Annotated in this window: 18 protein-coding genes; 11 read left to right on the top strand and 7 right to left on the bottom strand. The window is 58.8% G+C overall.

What is annotated here, in order from left to right; translation table 11 throughout:
- Nucleotides 1–5 precede the first annotated feature (5 nt).
- Both AAEO81_RS29500 and AAEO81_RS29505 read left to right on the top strand, forming a co-directional pair.
- Nucleotides 6–2,336 (top strand): FdhF/YdeP family oxidoreductase, encoded by a 2,331-nt coding sequence (locus tag AAEO81_RS29500; protein ID WP_341964651.1) that lies wholly within the window; start codon nt 6–8, stop codon nt 2,334–2,336.
- A 352-nt stretch (nt 2,337–2,688) separates the two neighbouring features.
- Nucleotides 2,689–3,159, top strand: a complete 471-nt coding sequence (locus AAEO81_RS29505) for a glycine zipper domain-containing protein (protein WP_166594176.1) — start codon at nt 2,689–2,691, stop codon at nt 3,157–3,159.
- Nucleotides 3,160–3,232: 73 nt separating this feature from the next.
- On the opposite strand, the gene AAEO81_RS29510 is transcribed toward AAEO81_RS29505, so the two are convergent.
- Nucleotides 3,233–3,661, bottom strand: a complete 429-nt coding sequence (locus AAEO81_RS29510) for a thioesterase family protein (RefSeq protein WP_341960683.1) — start codon at nt 3,659–3,661, stop codon at nt 3,233–3,235.
- A gap of 171 nt (nt 3,662–3,832) precedes the next feature.
- The gene (locus tag AAEO81_RS29515) at nt 3,833–5,764 is read right to left on the bottom strand and encodes a RecQ family ATP-dependent DNA helicase (RefSeq protein ID WP_341960685.1); all 1,932 of its coding nucleotides are present in this window, start codon (nt 5,762–5,764) and stop codon (nt 3,833–3,835) included.
- A 243-nt stretch (nt 5,765–6,007) separates the two neighbouring features.
- Here AAEO81_RS29515 and AAEO81_RS29520 point away from each other — a divergent pair, with 243 nt between their 5' ends.
- The 3 genes from AAEO81_RS29520 to AAEO81_RS29530 all read left to right on the top strand — a co-directional run bounded on the left by AAEO81_RS29520 (nt 6,008) and on the right by AAEO81_RS29530 (nt 9,102).
- Entirely contained in the window at nt 6,008–6,817 is an 810-nt protein-coding gene (locus AAEO81_RS29520; protein WP_341960687.1) for a hypothetical protein, read from the top strand.
- 121 nt (nt 6,818–6,938) lie between these two features.
- The gene (locus AAEO81_RS29525) at nt 6,939–8,081 is read left to right on the top strand and encodes a hypothetical protein (protein ID WP_341960689.1); all 1,143 of its coding nucleotides are present in this window, start codon (nt 6,939–6,941) and stop codon (nt 8,079–8,081) included.
- 304 nt (nt 8,082–8,385) lie between these two features.
- Entirely contained in the window at nt 8,386–9,102 is a 717-nt protein-coding gene (locus tag AAEO81_RS29530) for a hypothetical protein (RefSeq protein WP_341960690.1), read from the top strand.
- An 87-nt stretch (nt 9,103–9,189) separates the two neighbouring features.
- Here AAEO81_RS29530 and AAEO81_RS29535 read toward each other — a convergent pair whose 3' ends face one another.
- Together AAEO81_RS29535 and hslO are read right to left on the bottom strand one after the other, a co-directional pair.
- Complete coding sequence (locus AAEO81_RS29535; protein ID WP_341960692.1) at nt 9,190–10,731, bottom strand: phosphoenolpyruvate carboxykinase; 1,542 nt, start codon at nt 10,729–10,731, stop codon at nt 9,190–9,192.
- 203 nt (nt 10,732–10,934) lie between these two features.
- Nucleotides 10,935–11,837: an Hsp33 family molecular chaperone HslO gene (gene hslO, locus AAEO81_RS29540; RefSeq protein WP_341960694.1), complete on the bottom strand. Its 903-nt coding sequence runs from the start codon at nt 11,835–11,837 to the stop codon at nt 10,935–10,937.
- A gap of 99 nt (nt 11,838–11,936) precedes the next feature.
- Between hslO and AAEO81_RS29545 the strand changes: the two genes are divergently transcribed.
- Nucleotides 11,937–12,746, top strand: coding sequence for a phosphatase PAP2 family protein (locus AAEO81_RS29545; RefSeq protein WP_341960695.1), 810 nt, complete (start codon nt 11,937–11,939; stop codon nt 12,744–12,746).
- Between the two features lie 76 nt (nt 12,747–12,822).
- Here AAEO81_RS29545 and AAEO81_RS29550 read toward each other — a convergent pair whose 3' ends face one another.
- Nucleotides 12,823–13,224, bottom strand: a complete 402-nt coding sequence (locus tag AAEO81_RS29550; RefSeq protein ID WP_166594167.1) for a S4 domain-containing protein — start codon at nt 13,222–13,224, stop codon at nt 12,823–12,825.
- Nucleotides 13,225–13,512: 288 nt separating this feature from the next.
- Between AAEO81_RS29550 and AAEO81_RS29555 the strand changes: the two genes are divergently transcribed.
- Together AAEO81_RS29555 and rimK are read left to right on the top strand one after the other, a co-directional pair.
- Complete coding sequence (locus AAEO81_RS29555) at nt 13,513–13,968, top strand: ATP-dependent zinc protease (RefSeq protein WP_178115705.1); 456 nt, start codon at nt 13,513–13,515, stop codon at nt 13,966–13,968.
- On the top strand, nt 13,965–14,870 hold the full coding sequence (gene rimK / locus AAEO81_RS29560; RefSeq protein WP_341960697.1) for a 30S ribosomal protein S6--L-glutamate ligase: 906 nt from the start codon (nt 13,965–13,967) through the stop codon (nt 14,868–14,870). The genes AAEO81_RS29555 and rimK overlap by 4 nt, the downstream gene beginning before the upstream one ends.
- Before the next feature lie 286 nt (nt 14,871–15,156).
- On the opposite strand, the gene AAEO81_RS29565 is transcribed toward rimK, so the two are convergent.
- Together AAEO81_RS29565 and ompR are read right to left on the bottom strand one after the other, a co-directional pair.
- Nucleotides 15,157–16,470 (bottom strand): ATP-binding protein, encoded by a 1,314-nt coding sequence (locus AAEO81_RS29565; RefSeq protein ID WP_166594165.1) that lies wholly within the window; start codon nt 16,468–16,470, stop codon nt 15,157–15,159.
- A 165-nt stretch (nt 16,471–16,635) separates the two neighbouring features.
- Nucleotides 16,636–17,376, bottom strand: a complete 741-nt coding sequence (ompR, locus tag AAEO81_RS29570) for a two-component system response regulator OmpR (protein ID WP_166594164.1) — start codon at nt 17,374–17,376, stop codon at nt 16,636–16,638.
- A 279-nt stretch (nt 17,377–17,655) separates the two neighbouring features.
- On the opposite strand from ompR, the gene AAEO81_RS29575 reads away from it, so the two are divergent.
- The 3 genes from AAEO81_RS29575 (at nt 17,656) to gshA (ending at nt 22,163) form a co-directional block, all read left to right on the top strand.
- Nucleotides 17,656–19,980, top strand: a complete 2,325-nt coding sequence (locus tag AAEO81_RS29575; protein WP_341960698.1) for a Tex family protein — start codon at nt 17,656–17,658, stop codon at nt 19,978–19,980.
- Nucleotides 19,980–20,366, top strand: coding sequence for a PaaI family thioesterase (locus tag AAEO81_RS29580; protein ID WP_341960700.1), 387 nt, complete (start codon nt 19,980–19,982; stop codon nt 20,364–20,366). Before AAEO81_RS29575 ends, AAEO81_RS29580 begins: the two co-directional genes overlap by 1 nt.
- 210 nt (nt 20,367–20,576) lie before the next feature.
- On the top strand, nt 20,577–22,163 hold the full coding sequence (gene gshA / locus AAEO81_RS29585) for a glutamate--cysteine ligase (protein WP_341960702.1): 1,587 nt from the start codon (nt 20,577–20,579) through the stop codon (nt 22,161–22,163).
- The last annotated feature ends 118 nt before the right edge of the window (nt 22,164–22,281 follow it).

Raw genomic sequence — 22,281 nt, forward strand, 5'->3', positions numbered from 1 at the left:
TGAGCATGCACAAACAAGCCGACAAGACCCCCGTTCCTCGCTACAAGCCTTATAAAGGTCCGGCCGGCGGATGGGGTGCGCTGATCAGTGTGAGTAAAGCCTGGCTGACCAGTGACAACGCGCTGAAAAACCTGCGCATGATGCTCAAGACCAACCAGAACGGCGGCTTCGACTGCCCGGGCTGTGCTTGGGGCGACTCGCCGGAAAGCGGCCTGGTCAAGTTCTGTGAAAACGGCGCAAAGGCGGTCAACTGGGAAGCCACCAAGCGTCGCGTCGACCCGTCTTTCTTTGCCCGCTACAGCGTCAGTGCGCTGTTGGAGCAGAGCGATTACTGGCTGGAGTATCAAGGCCGCCTGACCGAGCCGATGGTCTACGACGCCCAGACCGATCGTTACAAACCGATCGCCTGGGACGACGCATTTGCGCTGATCGCCAAGCACCTGAACAACCTGCCCAGCCCGAACATGGCCGAGTTTTACACCTCGGGCCGGGCCAGCAACGAAGCCGCCTATCTGTATCAGCTGTTCGTGCGCGCCTACGGGACCAATAACTTCCCTGACTGCTCGAACATGTGCCACGAGGCCAGTGGCGTAGCGCTGTCGCAAAGTGTGGGCGTCGGCAAAGGCACCGTGACCTTCGACGACTTCGAACACGCCGACGCGATCTTCGTGTTGGGCCAGAACCCTGGCACCAACCACCCGCGCATGCTTGAACCGCTGCGTGAAGCCGTACAGCGCGGCGCCCAGGTGGTCAGCGTCAATCCGCTAAAGGAGCGTGGCCTGGAACGTTTCCAGCACCCGCAACATGCACTGGAAATGCTCACCAACGGTTCCGAGCCGACCAACACCGCGTTCTTCCGCCCAGCGCTGGGCGGCGACATGGCCATGATGCGTGGCATGGCCAAGTTCCTGCTGCAATGGGAACGTGAAGCCCAGGCCAAGAATGAGCCAGCGGTGTTCGACCACGCGTTCATCAACGAGCATACCGACGGCGTGCAGGATTACCTCGCCACCGTCGACGCGACCTCATGGGAATTCATCGTCGAGCAATCGGGCCTGACGCTGGACGACATCGAGCTGTCTGCCCGGATGTACGCCCGCGCCAAGAACGTGATCATGTGCTGGGCGATGGGCATCACCCAACATCGCCATTCGGTCCCGACCATCCAGGAAGTCGCCAACCTGATGCTGCTGCGCGGCAACATCGGCAAGCCAGGCGCGGGCCTGTGCCCGGTGCGTGGCCACAGTAACGTGCAGGGCGACCGCACCATGGGGATCAACGAGCGTCCACCGGCGTTCTTCCTCGATGCGCTGGAAAAACGCTTCCAGTTCAAAGTGCCGCGCGAAAACGGCCACAACGTCGTCGAAGCGATCCACGCGATGCTGGAAGGGCGCTCGAAAGTGTTTATCGCCTTGGGCGGCAACTTTGCTCAGGCAACCCCGGACAGCACGCGTACGTTCGAAGCCCTGCGCAATTGCGACCTGACCGTGCAGATCAGCACCAAGCTCAATCGCAGCCACCTGGCCCACGGCAAGGAGGCGCTGATCCTGCCGTGCTTCGGTCGCACCGACATCGATATCCAGGCTGAAGGCCCGCAGGCCGTCACCGTGGAAGACTCCTTCAGCATGGTTCACGCATCCAACGGCCAGTTGAAACCGCTGTCACGTCACATGCGCTCCGAGCCCGCCATTCTGGCAGGCATCGCCAACGCCACCTTGGGCAAGCAGCCTGTGGACTGGCTGTGGCTGGCAGCAGATTACGGGCGCATTCGCGACCTGATCGCCGACACCATCCCGGCGTTCAAAGACTTCAACGAGAAGATCAAGAATCCCGGCGGCTTCTATCTGGGCAGCACGGCCGGTTCGCGCAAATGGAACACGCCAAGCGCACGCGCCAATTTCAAGGCAAACGAGCTGCCGGTGGACCTTGTGCACGAAAGCATTCGTGGGACCGGCATCATTCCGGACCTGATCATGCAGTCGATGCGCTCCCACGATCAGTACAACACCACGATCTATGGATTGGATGACCGCTATCGCGGCGTGAAAGGCCAGCGTGACGTGATGTTCCTCAACGAGGCCGACATCGTGCGCCTGGGCTTCGTACCCGGCCAGAAAGCCGACATCGTGTCGATCTGGGGCGATGACATCGAACGGCGCGTGAAGGGCTTTACCCTGCTGCCGTTCGATATTCCGGCGGGCCAGGCAGCGGCTTACTACCCAGAGGTCAACCCGTTGGTGCCGCTGGAAAGCATTGGCGATGGCAGCCATACGCCAACGTCCAAGTTCGTGGCGATCAAGCTGGAGCGGCACGCCGAGGTGGCGCGGATTATTTAACCCGCGCTGCTATCCCCCCTGTAGGAGCGAATTCATTCGCGAGAGGGCTTTGAAGTCGATAGAGAGACGTCGATTGAAATGACGTCTCGCGAATGAATTCGCTCCTACAGATGATCCTCGTACACCGAAGTCAACCTAGGCTCGCTAGCACAGTCCTGACCACAAAAAAGGCCCAAATCGCATGATTTGGGCCTTTGGGAAGTAATCTAGGACTCGTCAAACTTCAGTAAGTTCCGCATCAAAAACAATAACTTAGGCTTTTGTATACAAGTCGTGTTATTCGTCGGATTTCGATTGTGACATTTTCTTCATGATTGCAGGATCGCGTCGTCATCCCTACGAGCATCCCTACATGAAGTATTCCTCGATTCTGTTGTTGTCCCTCTCGCTGGCCACCGGTTTCGCCTCAGCAGGCGATAACCTGAACGCTGGCGTGGGCGGCGCATTGGGTGGGGTACTGGGTTCAGTTGTCGGCCAACAAATCGGCGGCAGCACCGGTTCTGCCATCGGCGCAGGACTGGGCGGCGCGGCTGGTGGCGCAGTGGGCGCCAACCGTCACAACCGTACTGAAGCCGCCATCGGCGGCGGTTTAGGCGCGGCAGGCGGCAACGTGATTGGTCGCAGCGTCGGCGGCAGCACTGGCAGCCTGATCGGCGCAGCAGCAGGTGGCGGTGCCGGTGGCGCGCTGGGTAACTATATGGGCGAAGAGAGCCGTCGTGACGACAATCGTCGCGGCTATCGCGGTGACCGTCGCGACTACCACGGCGGTCATGGCAAGCGTCACTACGACCACGGCCGTCATCGCGGCTGGCGTCATCGCTGACAGCAGCGCAACGCCTTCGACAGGGACATTCACCGGCCGCCGATAACGCGGCCGGTTTGCGTTTCCAGGCGCTTCAGAGCACCAGACGCTCCATCGCCGCGCGCAACGCCACAGGAATCGGCACGGGCTGATTCGAGGCCCGATCCACGAACACGTGCACGAACCGCCCCGCCGCACACGCCTCTTCTTCACCCACCTTGAACACTGCCAGCTCGTACTGCACTGAACTGTTCCCCAGTTTTCCGACGCGCAACCCCACCTCAATCAGGTCAGGGTAAGCGACTGACGCAAAGTAATCACAGGACGAACTGACCACGAACCCCACCACCGCCCCATCGTGGATATCCAGCCCGCCCTGCTCAATCAGGTAGCTGTTCACGGTGCTGTCGAAGAAGCTGTAGTAGGTGACGTTGTTCACATGGCCGTAAATGTCGTTGTCATGCCAGCGTGTGGTGATGGGCTGAAAGTGGCGGTAGTCGGCGCGTATCGGAGTTTCGCTCATGCGTTGTCCTCGGTGGGCAAGTGCGGACCTGACACTATGACGATTTAGGGTATCCATGAAACCTGTGGGAGCGAATTCATTCGCGATGGCGGCGTAACAACACCATCATCTGCGCCTCAGAATACGCATCGTGAATGAATTCGCTCCCACAGGAGACTGCATCTGCAGCCCCTACTGAAGTTGGCCCTGAACCCAAGCCCTCACTTCGCCATAGGGGTAATCCTCCAGCACCGCGAAACCAGGAATGCCCCGGGCCTTGAGTTTGGTAAACACCGGCACGCTGATTCCGCATAAAAACCGGGTCACGCATTCAAGGCTGGGATCATGCCCCAACGCCTGCAAATGCTTGCTGACAAACTCGCTGCACAAATCCCCCAGATCCCGCTCATCGAGCGGCCTCAGCTCGGGAGGCTCCGGCAACACCGCGACATGCCCTGCACACACCGAGCAATGCCCGCAGCGCTCAGGCGCCCGCTCATCGCCAAAGTACTGAGCAAGGCGATGACTCAGGCACTGTTCACTCGCGAATAGATCCAGCATCGCGTGAATACGCGCCACTTCGGTCGTCTCATGATGCACGAAGTAAGCGTGAAGCTCTTCGCTCAGCACGTCGGTATCGAAGTCAGTCACCAGAACGTTGTACACGTCGGTCATCTGCTTGGTCTCTAGCTCGATCCAGCCCTTTTCCTGAAAGAAATCCAGGGCTGTCACCACACGCCCGCGCTCCGCCGTGTATTGCTGATAAACCGCGTCGAAGTCCACGGTCGCCCAGGTTCGCGCACGGCGTGAAGTCTCGACCAATGCCTGCACGAACTGCTGCCGCTCTCCTTGGAACTGCTGCACCAACGCGTCTGGCTCGATCAAATATTTGAAGCGGTACTCCGCGAAATACGAGTAACGAGGGGCAATGATCCCGCGCAGTTCAAGCTGAACAAGCAACGTTTTCAACGGCAGCTGGCGGATGTTGCTCATGTCGGAAAGATGCAGCAGCAAGAATTCCCACTGGCCGTCATGGCGCGCACTGAGCAAATCCTCCAGCACCCGACGAATCCCCTCGCGCTCGGGCGTGTCCCCGTACACAAAATTTTCCAGCACGTTGAGGCTGTCGCGATTGGCCAGCACCAGACACTCGGAGACGGCACCGTCGCGCCCTGCCCGGCCAATCTCCTGGCTGTAGTTCTCGACCGATTTGGGAAGATCGAAATGCACGACATTGCGGATGTCGCTTTTGTCGATGCCCATCCCGAACGCAATGGTAGCGACGATGCAGTTCAGGCGCCCCGCCATGAACTGGCGCTGGATCGACTCGCGTCTGTCGTGGGGTAATCCGGCGTGATAGGCCTGCGCCGGAATGCCCTGCTCCGCCAAATGCGCTGCCACGAATTCGGCGGTTTTCTGCAACGTGACATACACGATGCTCGGCTGCCCCGCCCGTTCGCCGAACCATTGCGTGAGGCGTCTGCGTTTGTCGCGCCCCGGCGTGGGTTCGACCAACAGCGTGAGATTCGGCCGATAAAACCCGGTCGTCACCACGTCTTTGGGCGCGATGGCGAATTTGCTCTGCATGTCTTCGATGACGTGTGGAGTGGCAGTGGCGGTCAGCAACAGCGCTTGCGGGATATTGAATTCGCGCTGGTAGTCCGGAAGCTTGAGATAGTCCGGGCGGAAGTTGTGCCCCCATTCCGAGATGCAATGCGCCTCGTCGATCACCAACAGCGAGATCGGCACCTGCGCGATGAAGTGCCGGAATCGCTCATTTTTTAGACGCTCTACCGAAATCATCAGAATTTTCAGTTCGCCGGAGCGGGCGCGGTTCATCACGTCTGTCACGTCTTCACGACTCTGTGCCGAATCGATACTCGCCGCTGAGATGCCGTGGCGCTGCAAAAAGGTCAACTGGTCCTGAATCAGGGCCAGCAAGGGTGAGACCACCAGCGTGAGATGGGGCAACAACAAGGCTGGCAGCTGATAGCACAGCGATTTTCCGGAGCCGGTGGGAAAGATCGCGGCAACGGAACGACCCGCCAGTACCGCGCTGATCGCTGCCTCTTGTCCGGCGCGGAACTGCCGATAACCGAAAACCTGCTCAAGCGTTTGATGCATGTGCCGCCCTCCATGAACCGTCGCAAAGGCCTGAACCTTAGCGCGGCAGGTTCGGGCGACGAACACCTAAACCGTTACAGAAATGCCAAACAGGATACATCTCTGATAAGCGAGGGATGTGCACGACTAGCAAAACGACATCGCGCCGTTTAACCTCGCCGCAACTTTTACTCACATCTGATTTCACTCGCTGAAGAGGGCCTAGGGGCCCCATTGCAGCACGAAAATCGCCAAGGAGAGGCCATGCAACCCACCCTGCCGCCTGAGGATGACGGCCAGATCGTCATACAGCGTCTGACGCCAGACCAGTTCGACGTCGTGCTCGGTTCGCACCCCGCAAAAAGAAAACTCCCACCTGCCAAAAGTACGTGGCCGCTCAGCAGCGTGTTGATCTGTCTGGCGCTAGTGATGGCGATTCTCTACCTCGTCGCTGAGATGTTTCATACGCAGAAACCCGCTCCGATGCCCGTCGCCACGTTACCGGCGGCTGACGTCATCGAAGCACCTGAACCCGAGGCTCAAACACCCGAAATGCGGACGACCGAGCAAGTGGTCTACGTCGCTCCCAAGCTAGATACCACCCAACCTGCGACGTCAAAGCCGCTCGACGACTGCATGAAGCAAGGCAATGTGATCGACCGAGACGTCATCAATTGCCGGTTTGGCGATATTCAACCGACGGACTACAACGCACCCCGACCACAGGGCATGGTGTCTGACCGTTACATGGCGCAGTACAAGGCGACCGCCGCCAAGCCTCAGGCTGAAACGGGCCGTCGCTATGAAGTCGCGGGCGTACTCATCAGGGAAGTGGATGGGCGCAATCGGTACGAAGCGCGCTACCGCATCTACAACAATCACGTCGAAAACAATAGCGTGTGCATGAACTTCAAAGCAGACAGCGTCGAATATCGCGAATGCCGTCGCGCCGCTGCACCGTACTTCAAAGACATGTGCAGCGACTGGACAAAGCGCGCTGCCAAAGACAGGGACGAGAAAAACAAACTCGCACAGGAACAGTTCTGTGAGGCGGCTAATACTTATCGACCCTGATGCGGACTGACACACTTTGGAGCCTTTTGACAGGCTCATATTGCGAAACAGTTACGCTTTTGCCAAATGAATATCCTCAACCTACCTTTTGGAGACCTATCAACCCAAAGGGTAATTAATCATGAGTGTTTTAACAGTATTCTTTTGCGGTACCGGCTCTAACAGTTTTGACCCATTCAATAAAAGCTATTGGGACGGCGAGCTGGTATCCACACTGGCTTCAAACATGAACAACCGAGAGTTTGCCGACTGGATCATTATTGATGGCCCTGGCAGTGGCAACTTGCAAGCCGATAACCTGTTCACTGAGCCCGGCGGCTATGGCATGACCGGAACGCTGTTTGGCAAAGGCTGGGAAGAAAATGTCGGTCATGCATTGGCAATGATCAAGGGCAAAACCGACTGGCAGCGCACGAAGCTGACCAAAGAGGAATACGACCGGCTGAAAAAATCCAACATTCCCATTGAAGACCTGGATCGCACCGGGTGCTGGATGTGGCGAAACTTCGACTATGGTGATCGCAAAGTCACCCCCCAGCAGCTTCAGGAAAAAATCATCCAGATCTTCCGCAAGAAAGATGAAAAAGGCCGCCCGATTCCCAAACAAGTCAATCTGGTGGGCTGGAGCCGCGGCGGCATCAGCTGCCATATGTTGGCCAATGCCATGCTGGCAGACCCTGAGCTGAAGCACATTGCCGTCAATATTTTCGCCATCGATCCTGTGCCGGGTGCGCTGAACTTCCAGGCTCACCGCGTCACGCTCGGTGCCAACGTCAAACAGTACATTGGCTTTTACGCACGTGATGAACGCTCCAAAGGTTTCGCCTGCGTAGCGCCGCGCACCGCGCCAGGCACCCAGGTGCATATCTTCCCAATGGCAGGTCGCCACGCAACGTTAGTGGGCAACGCGGCCGATGATGGCGCCAATGGCAGAAATGCTTTTACGGAACCGGGTTTGATCATCCGTCATTACGCCGAGCAAAGTCTGACTCGCTGGGGGGCTACGCTGAATAAAATGCTCAAGCTGACTTCCGCCAGAATTGATGAGTATTTGAAAGTGATTGCACGGAACGATAAGAGTTTTATCGGTATGCGCAGCAAATCTTATACCGCCATTACGGAAGCGGACGCCGGAGAGCGCCGCGTCTCGTGGGGCGATAAGGGTGTGAAGTTTTCAGCCGTGAACGGCAATGCATTCTTTCCCAACGCAGGCTTGTCCGCCCCTGTTGCGCCAACGTCGAGTTTTCACAAGCCCATTGTTTGAAATTTCACTTCCATTTTATTGAATGTGATTTACAACACCGTTCAAGCTGTATCGCTTCACATTATGCGTAAAACTGAAAGACCGATTGACACCCTGCCATGACATAAACGAAGCGGCAATACGTCATCAAGAATTCCAGGCAACTGTCTCGCTCTTGACCGGGATCATGAATCACCGTCGAGGGCGAGCTTGCCAACAAAGACCTCGGCAACATTTTTCAGTCACTGGCTCGACAAAACGCGATTTCAGCGGTCATACCTTCCGCCAAGCAGAGGCTTTCAGCCGATCACTTCAGGAAAACCCCATGACCCACACTCGCTACCTTCCGCTCATGTTCGCCGCCCTGATTGCCACCCTCGCAGGCTGCGGCGATAAAAACCCCGAGAAAGCCAGCAGCGCCTCTGCCGACGCTCGCGGCCTCTCGAAGTCGATGACGGTAGACGTGAGCGGTGCCATGAATCTGCACTACGAAGCCAAAGGCGATGCCGTCAGCGTCGGCTTCCTGCCCGGCAAGCTGCCCGGCGCGAACTGGCTGACGCTCAGTGCGGACCAGGAAGCAGACGGTGATCGCAACGAAGTCAGCATCGGGCCCATCCTCGGTTTCTCTTTCGAGGACCCGGACCAACAGAAACAGGCGATCATGTTTCAGGGTGGCCGCGTAGAAGTCGCCCATGATGAAAACAGCGCGTCCTACGACACCGGCTCGTACTACCAGTATTTCGACACAGACAAGGACGGCGCGAACAGCAACGTCAAACTCGACTTCAGCAAGATCGAGAAGCTGGCCTCATCCAACAAGCTGTTGGACCGTTATAGATTGGTAGGCACGTTTCAGTTCAACGCCGCACTCTCCCCCGAACAGCCCACCGACGAATGCACCAAAGAAGCCGCCGCCTTCGCGGCCCAACACGGCGAACGCCACCCCGGTTTCGACGCGAAACTGTGCAACGCGAAGAACGTCGTTGCCAAGGGCAGTTTCGACATCACGCAGGATTTTCCGGTGACGGGGAAATCAGGCTGAGCCATAAGATCGGGCAAGACTGACGCCGAAAGATATCCATAAAAAAACCGCCCCTGGAGGCGGTTTTTTGGTCAGCAAAGCCCGGTCTTACAACTTCGGACCCGCTGCCTTGATCGCATCGCTCACGTCGAACTTCTTGAAGTTCTCGATGAACAGACCGGCCAGTGCCTTGGCCGCTTCGTCGTACGCTGCTTTGTCGGCCCAGGTGTTGCGTGGGTTGAGCAGCCCGGTGTCGACGCCTGGAACGGATTTCGGCACGTCCAGGTTAACGGTGTCGAGGTGCTCGGTTTCTGCACCGATCAGCGCGCCGCTCTGGATCGCGGCAATAACGCCACGGGTGGTCGGGATGTTGAAGCGTTTGCCAACACCGTAGCCGCCGCCGGTCCAGCCGGTGTTGACCAGGTAAACCTTCGAGCCGAAGCCGCGGATACGCTTGATCAGCAACTCAGCGTATTCGCCGGCCGGACGCGGGAAGAACGGTGCGCCGAAGCAAGTGGAGAAGGTCGACTTGATGCCAGCGCCCGAACCCATTTCGGTCGAACCGACCAGCGCGGTGTAGCCCGACAGGAAGTGGTAGGCCGCTTGTTCTTCGCTGAGGATCGACACGGGCGGGAGAACGCCGGTCAGGTCGCAGGTCAGGAAGATCACAGCGTTTGGCTCGCCACCGAAGTTTTTCTCGGAGCGCTTTTCAACGTGTTCCAGCGGGTATGCAGCGCGGCTGTTCTGGGTCAGGCTGCTGTCTGCGTAGTCGGCGTGCTGGTTGGCGTCGAGAACGACGTTTTCCAGCACAGCGCCATGCTTGATGGCCTTCCAGATGACCGGCTCGTTCTTCTCCGACAGGTCGATGCACTTGGCGTAGCAACCGCCCTCAATGTTGAACACAACACCTTCGCCCCAGCCGTGCTCATCGTCACCGATCAGGTAACGGCTCTCGTCTGCGGACAAGGTGGTTTTGCCAGTGCCCGACAGACCGAAGAACAGGGTCACATCGCCTTCTTCGCCGATGTTGGCGGCGCAGTGCATTGGCAGCACGTCAGCGGCCGGCAGCAGGAAGTTCTGCACGGAGAACATGGCTTTTTTCATCTCGCCGGCGTAACGCATGCCTGCGATCAGCACCTTCTTCTGTGCGAAGTTGAGGATGACGCAGCCGTCGGAGTTGGTGCCGTCGCGTTCTGGCTCGCAGATGAAGTTGGCAACGTTCAGCACCTGCCACTCCTGGCGACCAGCAGGGTTGTACTGGGCCGGATTAATGAACAGGCAACGACCGAACAGATTCTGCCAGGCAGTCTGAGTGGTCATCTTGACGGCCAGGTAGTGGTCGGATGCCGAGCCTACGTGGACGTGAGAAACGAAATGTTCCTGAGCGTTGTTGAACGACTCCACACGCGCCCACAGGGCATCGAACTTGTCAGCAGGGAATTTGCGGTTGATCGGGCCCCAGGCGATGGCCGACGACGTGCTCGGCTCATCGACGATGAAACGGTCCGCTGGCGAGCGACCTGTACGGTGACCGGTTTCGACGACGAGCGCGCCGGTGTCGGACAGTACGCCTTCTTCGCGTTTGAGGGCTTCTTGAACCAGTTCGTCGACACTGAGATCGGTGTAAACGGCGTTGTTGGCTTGCGTCATGAGATTCCCCGTCGGCCCGCTGGCCGAGTGCTCCAAACGTTTTGTAGTAGAAAAACCCAAACTACTACAGCTGAAAAGTGGGCCGGATTATGCCAGAAAAGGCCAAAAAAGGTAGGGGCCAACTGTCAGAACTACATAATCCAGAGCCAAGCAGGCCGGGCGGAAACCATTCAGCCCGACCTTGGCACTACATCGACACTACATTAATGACGGGTGTCAGAAGGGGTATCGATCCCACCGCCTGCAAACAGCTGCGCCACGTCAGCGGCATCGAACAGGTAACGCTGATTACAGAACTGGCAATCGATCTCGACCATGCCGTTGTGTTCGATCACCAACTGCTGCGCATCCTCAAGGCCCAGGCTGACCAGCGCGTTAGCGGAGCGCTCGCGGGAGCAGCTGCAACGGAACACCAGCGGCTGAATGTCGAACATGCGCACGGCGTCCTCATGGAAGAGACGATGCAGCACGGTTTCGTTGTTCAGGCTCAGCAGCTCTTCGGCGGTAAGGGTATCGACGAGGGTATTGACGTGCTGCCAGCTGGCTTCGCGCTCTTCCGCGTCAGTGAGACGTGCGGGAGGGAGCTGCTGAAGCAGAAGACCGCGCGCTCGCTTGCCGTCAGCCTTGATCCAGAAGCGCGTAGGCAATTGCTCGGACATCACGAAGTAGCTGGAGAGGCACGCCGACAGGTCGACGCCGTCCAGCCCCACGATCCCTTGGTAGCGTTTACCTTGGCGAGGATCGATGGTCATGGTCAGGTCGCCGTCTGGCATCAGCTCCTGCAACGTGGCTCCCGGGGTGATGAGGCTTTCGTCATAACGGGCGATGCCGCGGATTTCGCGGTCGCTGGAGCACTCGACCATCAGCAGCGAAACCGGCCCCAGCGACCGCGCCTGCAAGACCAGCAAGCCGTCGAATTTCAGCGTGCCGACCAGCAAGGCAGCTGCAGCGAGCATTTCGCCGAGCAGTTGCGCAACCGGCTCAGGGTAAGGGTGCTTGGCAAGTACCTCAGCGTAGCTACGCTCCAGTGCCACAAGCTCACCGCGAACGTCGCTCTCGTCGAAGATGAAACGTTGGGTGTAATCGATGTCCGGGAAATTTTGCATATGAAGAAAGGTATCTGAGTAATGACAAAGTGATGACAAGCGCTTATAAAACGCCGTTTAGCACCGATGGGTGCACTGTCATGCCGATGGGGGCATCTTATGGACTATCCCGCGTTGTTCCAAGCCAAGTGGAACGCCAAAAAATTCCTGCTGTGTAATCTGATCGCGCTAGCACTGCTACTGGTGTGGATCTGGCCCACAGGCCACGCCGCTTTCACCCAATTCGACGAATGGTTTTTCCATGTGCTGAACCGCCCACTTGAGCAAAACAAAATGTGGTTGTGGATCTGGACGATTGCCAGTATGCGCCCGTTCGATATCGTCGTCGGGCTGATCTTGCTGGTGCTGCTGATCAAGGGCGACTGGGTATTCAAAGCGGTACAAACCCGCGCCGCGCTGATCGGCTTCGTACTGACGTTGATTCTGTTGCTGATCATTCGCACGGTGTTCTCCAAAATCATTGATCACACCTCCCTGCAACATGACAGCGCCTCCATGGTGATCCCGGACGCGATCAAGCTCAGCGAAATCTTCCCCACACTGGAAGACAAATGGCAGTTGAAGGACCGCTCAAGCCAGAGCTTTCCCGGCGACCACGCTTCGGTGCTGCTTATCTGGGCGATGTTCATGACTGTGTTCAGCCGTACGGTGGGTCAGCGCGTGATCATCTGGGTGCTGGCGCTGCTGTTCATGATGCCCCGCCTGGTGGCTGGCGCTCATTGGGGTCAGGACGATTACATTGGCGGCGTGATGATCGCCCTGCTCGCGTTGGCCTGGAGTTGTTACACGCCGTTCGTGGCAGTGGCCACACGCTTTCTGTTGCACGTCATGGCGCCGATTTTCAACCTGTTCGCCAAGGTGCCGCTGCTGGGCTGTCTTAGCATCATGAAGCCAGGCGCACGATTGTAAGAGATCCACATTGGCAGGGGCCGCCGGGGGTGGCTCCTACACACCGCGACCAGACGTTCACCCCGCGAGCACGTACTCAGTCATCCCCCGACCGAAAATGAAACAGCTGGCGTCGCTGCTTTTTGGTCGGTTTGCCGTCCGTGGTCACACCAAGGCTTCCGGCCTTGCGCATCTCGGCCGCCTGTTCCCGCTTCGCGAGGCTTTCCGGTGTTTCGCTGTACAACAACTGAGCTTCCGGCGCCCCCCGACGAACGATGGACAGCGCCTGAACCACCACCGTGCGCTCATCGAACCCCGCTCGAATCTGAAACTCGTCACCAATGCGCGGCTCCTTCCCGGGCTTGCAACGCTCGCCTCGGCAATGCACCTTGCCGCTTTCAATCGCTGCTTTCGCCAGCGCGCGAGTCTTGAAGAAACGCGCTGCCCAGAGCCATTTGTCCAGACGAACCTTGTCGTCCTCTTCTGCTTTTTGTGCCATCTGAATTCCTCAATCGGGTAATAGTCAGAACTGTACTACGCAACGCCGGGCGCGCAGTAATCTCAAACCTTGATTAGAATTCCCCGCACATGCGTAGGGGTATGCGCTTTATCGCTCGTGCGGCTATCGTTCCCGGATTGTCACACAGCAGACCGCGTTGGCCGTTAGAGTCATCGGCGCTGGCATTGAGCAGCCTGCATTTCAAGCCTTGGCCCCGGCTTTTCGGGTGTCAGGGAGAACGCGCAACTTGACGGAATCGCTTTGAAAACATTCGACCATCTCACAGTCATCGGCCTTCGCGAATGGGTGGCGCTGCCCAATTTGGGGGTGGCAGGCTTGCGCGCGAAAATCGACACCGGGGCCAGCACATCCAGCCTGCATGCCACGGAAATCGAACCTTTCGAACGCGACGGCGAAAAGTGGGTGCGCTTCAACGCTCACTTGGGGACCGTCGTGCAGTTACGACATCGCCGTTGCGAAGCGCAGTTGGTAGCGATGAAGACCATCAAGAGCTCCAACGGCCAGGCGCAGGTGCGATACGTGATTCGCACCACCCTTGCCTTGGGAGATCGGGTCTGGCCAGTGGAATTCACCCTCGCCTGCCGCAAGGCCATGCGTTACCGGTTGTTATTGGGTTCCAAGGCTTTGATTGACGGCCAACTGGTGGTCAATCCGGGCATTACTTACGTTCAGGACAAACCGGTCTTTCCGGCCTCCAATCCCTCTGCCACAGGTGTTGCATGAAGATCGCTGTGCTTTCGCGAAACCCGCGTCTGTATTCAACTCGCCGTCTGGTCGAAGCTGGCATTCAGCGTGGCCATGAGGTTGTGGTGATCGATACCCTGCGCGCCTATATGAACATCGCCAGTCATAAGCCGCAGATTCACTATCGAGGAAAACCCCTGGAAGGCTTTGACGCGGTCATACCGCGCATTGGCGCTTCCGTGACCTTCTACGGCTGCGCCGTGCTGCGTCAATTCGAGATGATGGGCGTGTTCCCGCTCAACGAATCCGTCGCCATCGCGCGCTCTCGGGACAAATTGCGTTCGTTGCAATTGTTGTCGCGGCGCGGAATCGGCCTGCCGGTGACGGGTTTCGCTCACTCCCCTGACGACATCCCCGACCTGATCCAGATGGTCAACGGCGCACCGTTGGTGATCAAGGTGCTGGAAGGCACCCAAGGCATCGGCGTCGTGCTCTGCGAAACGGCAACGGCAGCGGAATCGGTGATCGAAGCCTTCATGGGCCTCAAGCAGGACATCATGGTGCAGGAGTACATCAAGGAAGCCGGAGGCGCTGACATTCGCTGCTTCTTGGTGGGCGACAAGGTGATTGCTTCGATGATGCGTCAGGCCAAACCCGGTGAATTCCGCTCCAACCTGCACCGGGGCGGCACCGCCAGCCTGATCAAGATCACGCCGGAAGAACGCATGACTGCCATCCGCGCCGCCAAGGTCATGGGCCTGAGCGTCGCAGGTGTGGACATCCTGCGCTCGAACCACGGGCCACTGGTGATGGAAGTGAACTCATCGCCGGGCCTGGAAGGCATCGAAGCCACGACCGGCAAGGACGTGGCAGGGATGATCATCCAATACATCGAGAAAAACGGCGGCCCGCACATGACGCGGACGAAGGGGAAAGGGTGACGCCTAAATTGACCCCGTCCAGGGTTTCCAATACCATCAGCCCTGTCGAAGCGACTGACCGGATGAGATCGAGCGCTTCCCAGCGGTGAAAACCGTAGTCGCGCAAGGCGGCTCGCAAGTGGTGTCCGGATCTGCTTTACCGTTAACAAAAAAAAGACGCCTTGTGCGTCTTTTTTCGTTTCTTGATGCTTAACGTCTGGTCGCAATAGCTCTGCGCAAGTAAACCTTGCTGCACAAGAGCTGAAACCCGATGCGGCCAAACAGCTTGGGCGAGCGCCAGCTCGAATCAGTCCGCATCCCTCGGCAGCATCAACCCCAACGGCAGCCGAACCCTCGCTTCCAGCCCGCCTCCCGATCGATTGCGCAGTTCGACGTTGCCGCCGTGCATGGCAGCGATGCGTTTGACGATGGCAAGGCCCAGCCCGGTGCCTTTGCCACTGCGGGCACGGTCGCCGCGGATGAAGGGGTTGAAGATGCCTTCCAGCTCGGAGGGGTCAATGCCCATGCCTCGGTCCAGCACGCTGAGCACGACATAAGGCGCGCCGCTGTCACCTGACACATAAGCTGCCACTTCAACGCCATCTCCCGCATGGTGCATGGCGTTCCCGATGAGATTGGCGAGCAAGCGCTTCATCGAGACGCGACGCAGCGGAAACGGCGGGATGGATTCCAGGCATAAACGCACCTGCTCGACCGGGCTGTTGTACGGCGCCACCACTTCGTGAACCAGTTCGACCAGATCGACTTCCTCGACTTCTTCGTCGCGTCCATCACGAATGAACGCCAGGAACTGATCGAGAATCGCGTCCATGTCTTCGATGTCCCGGACCATGCCATCCATGAATTCGTTGTCCTTGGGCATCAATTCCAGCGACAGGCGCAATCGCGTGAGCGGCGTGCGCAAGTCGTGGGAAACCCCGGCCAGCATCAGCTCCCGCTCCTGCCCTGCCTGTTCGACGTCCTCCGCCATCTGATTGAAGGCGCGGTACACCTCGGTCATTTCGCTGGGGGTGTCGCTGACGGGCAAACGGACGCTACGCCCCTGCCCCAATTGGCGAGCCGCGAACACCAGACGTTTGAGTGGCCGATTCAGCTGGCTGACGAAAATCCAGGCCGACGCCGTGGACAGCAAACCGATGGCGAGGAACCAGCCGAGTACGCTCCAGATTTTCTGACCGCGTAACGGGTGAGGATACAAAGGGACCTTGAGCCAGCCATCGCCCAGACTCGGCGCGCGAACCCACAGCGCAGGCGGCGCGTGGACCCGCAGCCGTACTTCGGTGTCGGCTCCCAACTCGGCCTGCATCTGGCGTTGATAAATTTCCGAGTAAGGCCAGTGCTGCTCGCCTTCCGGTACGCCACCGCCGACGACGCGAATCAGCCCCGCCGCATCGGCGATCGTCTGCCGGTCGCTTTCATCTGCCGCCCAATACGCCCGCAAGGTCAGCGCGACGCCGTGGCTGTACTGACGGTCGACCAGCACGTCTTCGTTCATCAGCAGATACACCAGCGTCAGCGCCTTGGAAAACAGCACGACGATGAGCACCAGCCACAGGGTGCGGGAAAAGAAGCTTTGCGGGAACCAGAGCGGAGTCTTCATAACGGTGGCTATACACTTTGCAGGAGCGAGGCAAACTCGCGAGATGTCGCGAATGGCAAGAGACAGCAAAACCAGCCACCTCGACACCCCCTCTTGGGAGGCGCGAAATGACTGGCTGGCGTAAGCAGGCGATCAAAGCGCCCGACAGGCAACCTGTCGATGTGCTTACTGCTTGTTGGCACCGTCGGGCACGAACACATAACCCACACCCCAGACGGTCTGGATATAACGCGGTTTGGCGGCATCGACTTCGATCAAACGGCGCAGGCGTGAAATCTGTACATCGATGGATCGCTCCAACGCGTCCCACTCGCGTCCTCGGGCAAGATTCATCAATTTGTCGCGGGTCAGCGGCTCCCGAGCGTGCATGACCAACGCCTTGAGAACAGCGAACTCGCCGGTGGTGAGCATGTGAACCTGATCACCCTTTTTCAGCTCGCGAGTGGCGAGCGACAGCTCGTATTCACCGAACGTGACGGTTTCGTCTTCACTGGCAGGCGCACCGGGCACCGGCGCGGACTGGCGTCGCAGGACCGCTTTGACACGGGCCATCAGTTCATCGGGGTTGAACGGCTTGGCCAGGTAATCGTCGGCGCCCAGTTCCAACCCTTTGATGCGGCTCAACTCGTCGCCCTTGGCCGTCAGCATAATGATTGGCACCTGGTTGTTCGCGGCACGCAGTCTGCGGCAGGCAGACAAGCCGTCTTCGCCGGGCAGCATCAAATCCAGCACGACGAGATGGAACACTTCCCGAGCCAGCAGACGATCCATGTGCTCGACATTGGGCACAGCACGGGCGCGGTAGCCCTTGCTGGTAAAAAAACGTTCTAACAGGCTGCTCAGACCCGGGTCATCATCAACGATGAGGATTTTCTCGCCTTCAGCCGTTTGTGCAGTGCTGCTCATTGGAAGCTCCTTTGATCTCGGCGCGCATTATGGCGTAGCTGCTGTTATGTGCACCGTGTGCATTGTTAGCAGATTTTTCCTGGGGTCACACGGATGCTCTGCACGGGGCATTACACATATCTACAGAGTAGCTGTGCAGTCCTGACAAGCCCTCCGACGAGGCAATCCCCTAATCCGGGTTCACTGGGTATAATGCGCCGCCCTCAAGATCAGGCACCACTCGCTCAAGGCCTTCGCCAGCAGCCGGATTTTTTGCACACACATTTGCCAGGTGGTTTTATGGACAGCATCAACAGCCGCATCGCCGAGGAACTCGGCGTCCGCCCGCAACAGGTCGCAGCGGCCGTCGCGTTACTGGATGAAGGCTCTACCGTGCCGTTCATCGCTCGCTACCGTAAAGAGGTGACTGGCAGCCTCGATGACACGCAACTGCGTCATCTGGAAGAGCGTCTGCGCTATCTGCGTGAACTGGACGAACGTCGCATCAGCATCCTTGCGAGCATCGAAGAGCAAGGCAAGTTGACCCCGGAACTGGCGCGCGACATCAAGCTCGCCGACACCAAGACCCGCCTCGAAGACTTGTACCTGCCTTATAAACAGAAGCGCCGTACCAAAGGCCAGATCGCTCTCGAAGCAGGTCTCGGCGAGTTGGCGGATGGCCTGTTCAACGACCCGAGCCTGACGCCGGACACCGAAGCCGCGCGCTTTGTCGATGCCGAAAAAGGCTTCGCTGACGTCAAGGCCGTGCTGGAAGGTGCCAAATACATCCTGATGGAGCGTTTTGCCGAAGACGCCACGCTGCTGGAGAAGTTGCGCAGCTTCCTCAAGCAGGAAGCCGTGATCAGCGCGCGCGTCGTGGCCGGCAAGGAAGAAGAAGGCGCCAAGTTCCGCGACTACTTCGAACACGACGAGCCCTTGAAAAGCATGCCGTCCCACCGTGCGCTGGCCATTTTCCGCGGCCGCAACGAAGGCATTCTCAGCTCCGCGCTAAAAGTGGGTGAAGAGCTGCCAGGCACGCTGCACCCGTGCGAGATGATGATCAGCGAGCGCTTCGGCCTGCAGAATCAGAACCGCCCGGCGGACAAATGGCTGGGTGAAGTCGTGCGCTGGACTTGGAAGGTCAAGCTGTATTCCCATCTGGAAACCGACCTGCTGGGCGAGCTGCGCGATGGCGCTGAAACCGAAGCGATCAATGTCTTCGCCCACAATCTTCACGACCTGCTGCTGGCCGCCCCCGCTGGCCCGCGCGCCACACTGGGTCTCGACCCAGGCCTGCGCACCGGTTGCAAGGTGGCCGTCGTGGACAACACTGGCAAGCTGCTGGACCACGCCACGGTGTACCCGCACGTGCCAAAAAACCAATGGGATCAGACCATCGCCGTATTGGCCGCCTTGTGCGCCAAACATTCGGTCGACCTGATCGCCATCGGCAACGGCACCGCCAGCCGCGAAACCGACAAACTGGCCGCTGAGTTGATCAAAAAATACCCAGGACTGAAAATGACCAAGGTCATGGTCTCCGAGGCCGGTGCATCGGTGTACTCGGCGTCGGAACTGGCCGCCAAGGAATTCCCGGATCTGGACGTGTCGATCCGTGGCGCGGTGTCCATCGCCCGTCGCCTGCAGGACCCACTGGCCGAGCTAGTGAAAATCGATCCGAAATCCATCGGGGTTGGCCAGTACCAACACGACGTGTCGCAGCTCAAGCTGGCACGCGGTCTGGACGCCGTGGTCGAAGACTGCGTGAACGCCGTGGGCGTCGACGTGAACACAGCGTCGGTCGCCCTGCTCGCCCGAATTTCCGGTCTGAACACGACACTGGCGCAAAACATCGTGACCCACCGTGACGAGAACGGCGCCTTCAAGACCCGCGCCGCGCTGAAGAAAGTCGCGCGCCTGGGCGAGAAAACCTTCGAACAGGCCGCAGGCTTCCTGCGCGTCATGAACGGCGACAACCCGCTGGATTCGTCCGCCGTTCACCCTGAGGCGTACCCGTTGGTACAACGCATCGCTGCCGAAACCGACCGCGACATTCGCTCGCTGATCGGCGACGCCAGCTTCCTCAAGCGTCTGGACCCGAAGAAATTCACCGACGAGACCTTCGGCCTGCCAACCGTCACCGACATTCTTCAGGAGCTTGAGAAACCAGGCCGCGACCCGCGCCCGGAATTCAAGACCGCCGAGTTCCAGGACGGCGTCGAAGACCTGAAAGACTTGCAACTGGGCATGATCCTCGAAGGTGTCGTCACCAACGTGACCAACTTCGGCGCGTTCGTTGATATTGGCGTTCACCAGGACGGTCTGGTGCATATCTCTGCGCTGTCGGAGAAATTCATCAAGGACCCTCGCGAAGCCGTCAAAGCCGGTGACGTGGTGAAAGTGAAGGTCATGGAAGTCGACATCCCGCGCAAACGCGTCGGTCTGTCGATGCGCATGAGCGACACGCCGGGCGAGAAAATCGACGGCGCCCGTGGTGCACGGCCTGGGGCAGCACCACGGCAGCAACAAACCAGCGCGCCGCGCAAAGAAACCGCGACAGCCGCCCCGGCCAATAACGCCATGGCTTCGCTGTTCGCCAACGCCAAGCAACTGAAGAAACGCTGATGGATATCCCGGACGAGCTGACACAAAGCGCTTACTTCAAGACCCTGGGCTGCCGTGTCGTGCGGCTCAGTGAGGAAGGCGTCGCAGAGGTGGCGTTGGCGCTGGAGCCACACCTGCGCAATCGCGGCAATGTCATGCACGGCGGCGCGCTGTTCAGTCTGGTCGATATCGCCATGGGGCTGGCCTGCTCCAGCGCCCATGGCTTCGACAAGCAAAGCGTGACGGTCGAGTGCAAGATCAACTACATGCGCGGCGTGGCGGATGGCGAAGTCATCTGTGTCGCAACAGTGCTGCACGCCGGTCGTCGCACACTGGTGGTCGAAGCTGCCGTGCATCAGGCCGAAAAACTGGTCGCGAAAGCACAAGGCACATTCGCGATCGTGTAGCTGTCCGATAGGGATATGGGTTAATTTCGGCGCTGTGTATCAGTGTCGAAATTTTCTGGTCGTTCCCACGTGACAGCTTGTGGGAATGATCAGTGACGGGCATCGGCGTTCGGACCGAAAACGAGGCGAAAACGCCAGTTCCTTTCTTCACCCTTGTAGATCGCCATATCGCCCCCATATAGGGCCGACTGACGCGTGAAGGAATCCAACTTGAGCGAACTTCTCAATCGCCGCCTGGCTCTGCTCGGCGAGCAATCTCACCTCTCCCTTCTGGAGAAGTGCCTGCACGGTATCGAGCGTGAATGCCTGCGCGTTACGGGCGAGGGCCGCCTGGCCCAGACGCCACACCCTGAAAGCCTGGGTTCTGCACTGACTAACGAGCAGATCACCACCGACTATTCGGAGTCGTTGCTGGAGTTCATCACGCCAGCACTGGCCAATCCTGCCGACACCCTCGACAGCCTCGAAAAGATCCACCGCTTCGCCTATAGCAAGCTGGGGAACGAGTACATCTGGAGCCCTTCGATGCCGTGCCCGCTGCCGGCCGAGGAAGACATCCCGATCGCCTATTACGGCACCTCGAACATCGGCAAGCTCAAGTACGTATACCGCCAAGGCCTCGCCTTGCGTTACGGCAAGACGATGCAATGCATCGCAGGGATCCATTACAACTTCTCGCTGCCTGAAGACATCTGGTCCGTTCTGCGGCAGACCGAGGATTTCGACGGCACCGATCGCGACTTCCAGTCCGAAAGCTATATCGGCCTGATCCGCAATTTCCGTCGTTACAGCTGGCTGCTGATGTATCTGTTCGGCGCCTCGCCTGCATTGGATGCCAGCTTCCTGCGCGGTCGCTCGCACCAGCTGGAACAGTTCGACGCCGACACGCTCTACCTGCCTTACGCCACCAGCCTGCGCATGAGCGATCTGGGTTATCAGAGCAACGCCCAAGCCGACCTGACGCCGTGCTACAACGATTTGCTGACCTACACCGACAGCCTGCGCAAAGCGGTGGCAACGCCCTACGCGCCGTACACCGAAATCGGCACGCACAAGGATGGCGAGTGGATTCAGCTCAACACCAACGTGTTGCAGATCGAAAACGAGTACTACTCGACGATCCGTCCGAAGCGCGTGACTTACTCCGGCGAGCGTCCGATTCAGGCCTTGATGGCTCGTGGCGTTCAGTACGTCGAAGTCCGTTGCCTGGACATCAACCCGTTCCTGCCGGTCGGGATCGACCTGCAACAGTCGCGCTTCATCGACGCCTTCATTCTGTTCTGTGCCCTGCAGGAAAGCCCACAACTGGCTGACTGCGAATGCGGAAATGCCAGCAGCAACTTCCTCACCGTGGTCAAGGAAGGCCGTCGTCCTGGCCTGCAACTGAGCCGCAACACGTCCACCATCGACCTGAAAGTCTGGGCGGATGAGTTGCTGGACAAGATCGAACCGATCATCGCACTGCTGGACAAGAGCCAAGGGATCGCTGAACACGCAGAATCGCTGGCCGTTCAACGGGCCAAGGTCGCGGACGCGTCACTGACGCCGTCGGCACAAGTACTGGCTGCCATGACGGAGCGCAAGGAAGGCTTTACGGCGTTCTCGCTGCGTCAGGCGCAGGTTCACGCGGAATACTTCCGCAGCCGCCCGCTGAGCGTCGACGACCAAACGGATTTCGAAACCCGCGCCCGCGAATCCCTAGCCCAGCAATCCGAGCTGGAACAGGCCGAAGAGCCGGTGGATTTCGACACCTTCGTCGGGGCGTATCAGGCGAGTATTCTGGCGATCAGTAACTAAAAGAGCTGGCGCCTAATCATCCACTAGGCGCAGCTGCTTTTGATTCTGGCCGGAGGCCGTGGGAGCAAGCTTGCTCGCGATCTGGCGCGAAGCGACAGTGAAACCAGACGACCTCGTG

The organism is Pseudomonas sp. RC10 (genome assembly GCF_038397775.1).
Taxonomy (GTDB): Bacteria; Pseudomonadota; Gammaproteobacteria; order Pseudomonadales; family Pseudomonadaceae; genus Aquipseudomonas; species Aquipseudomonas bambusae.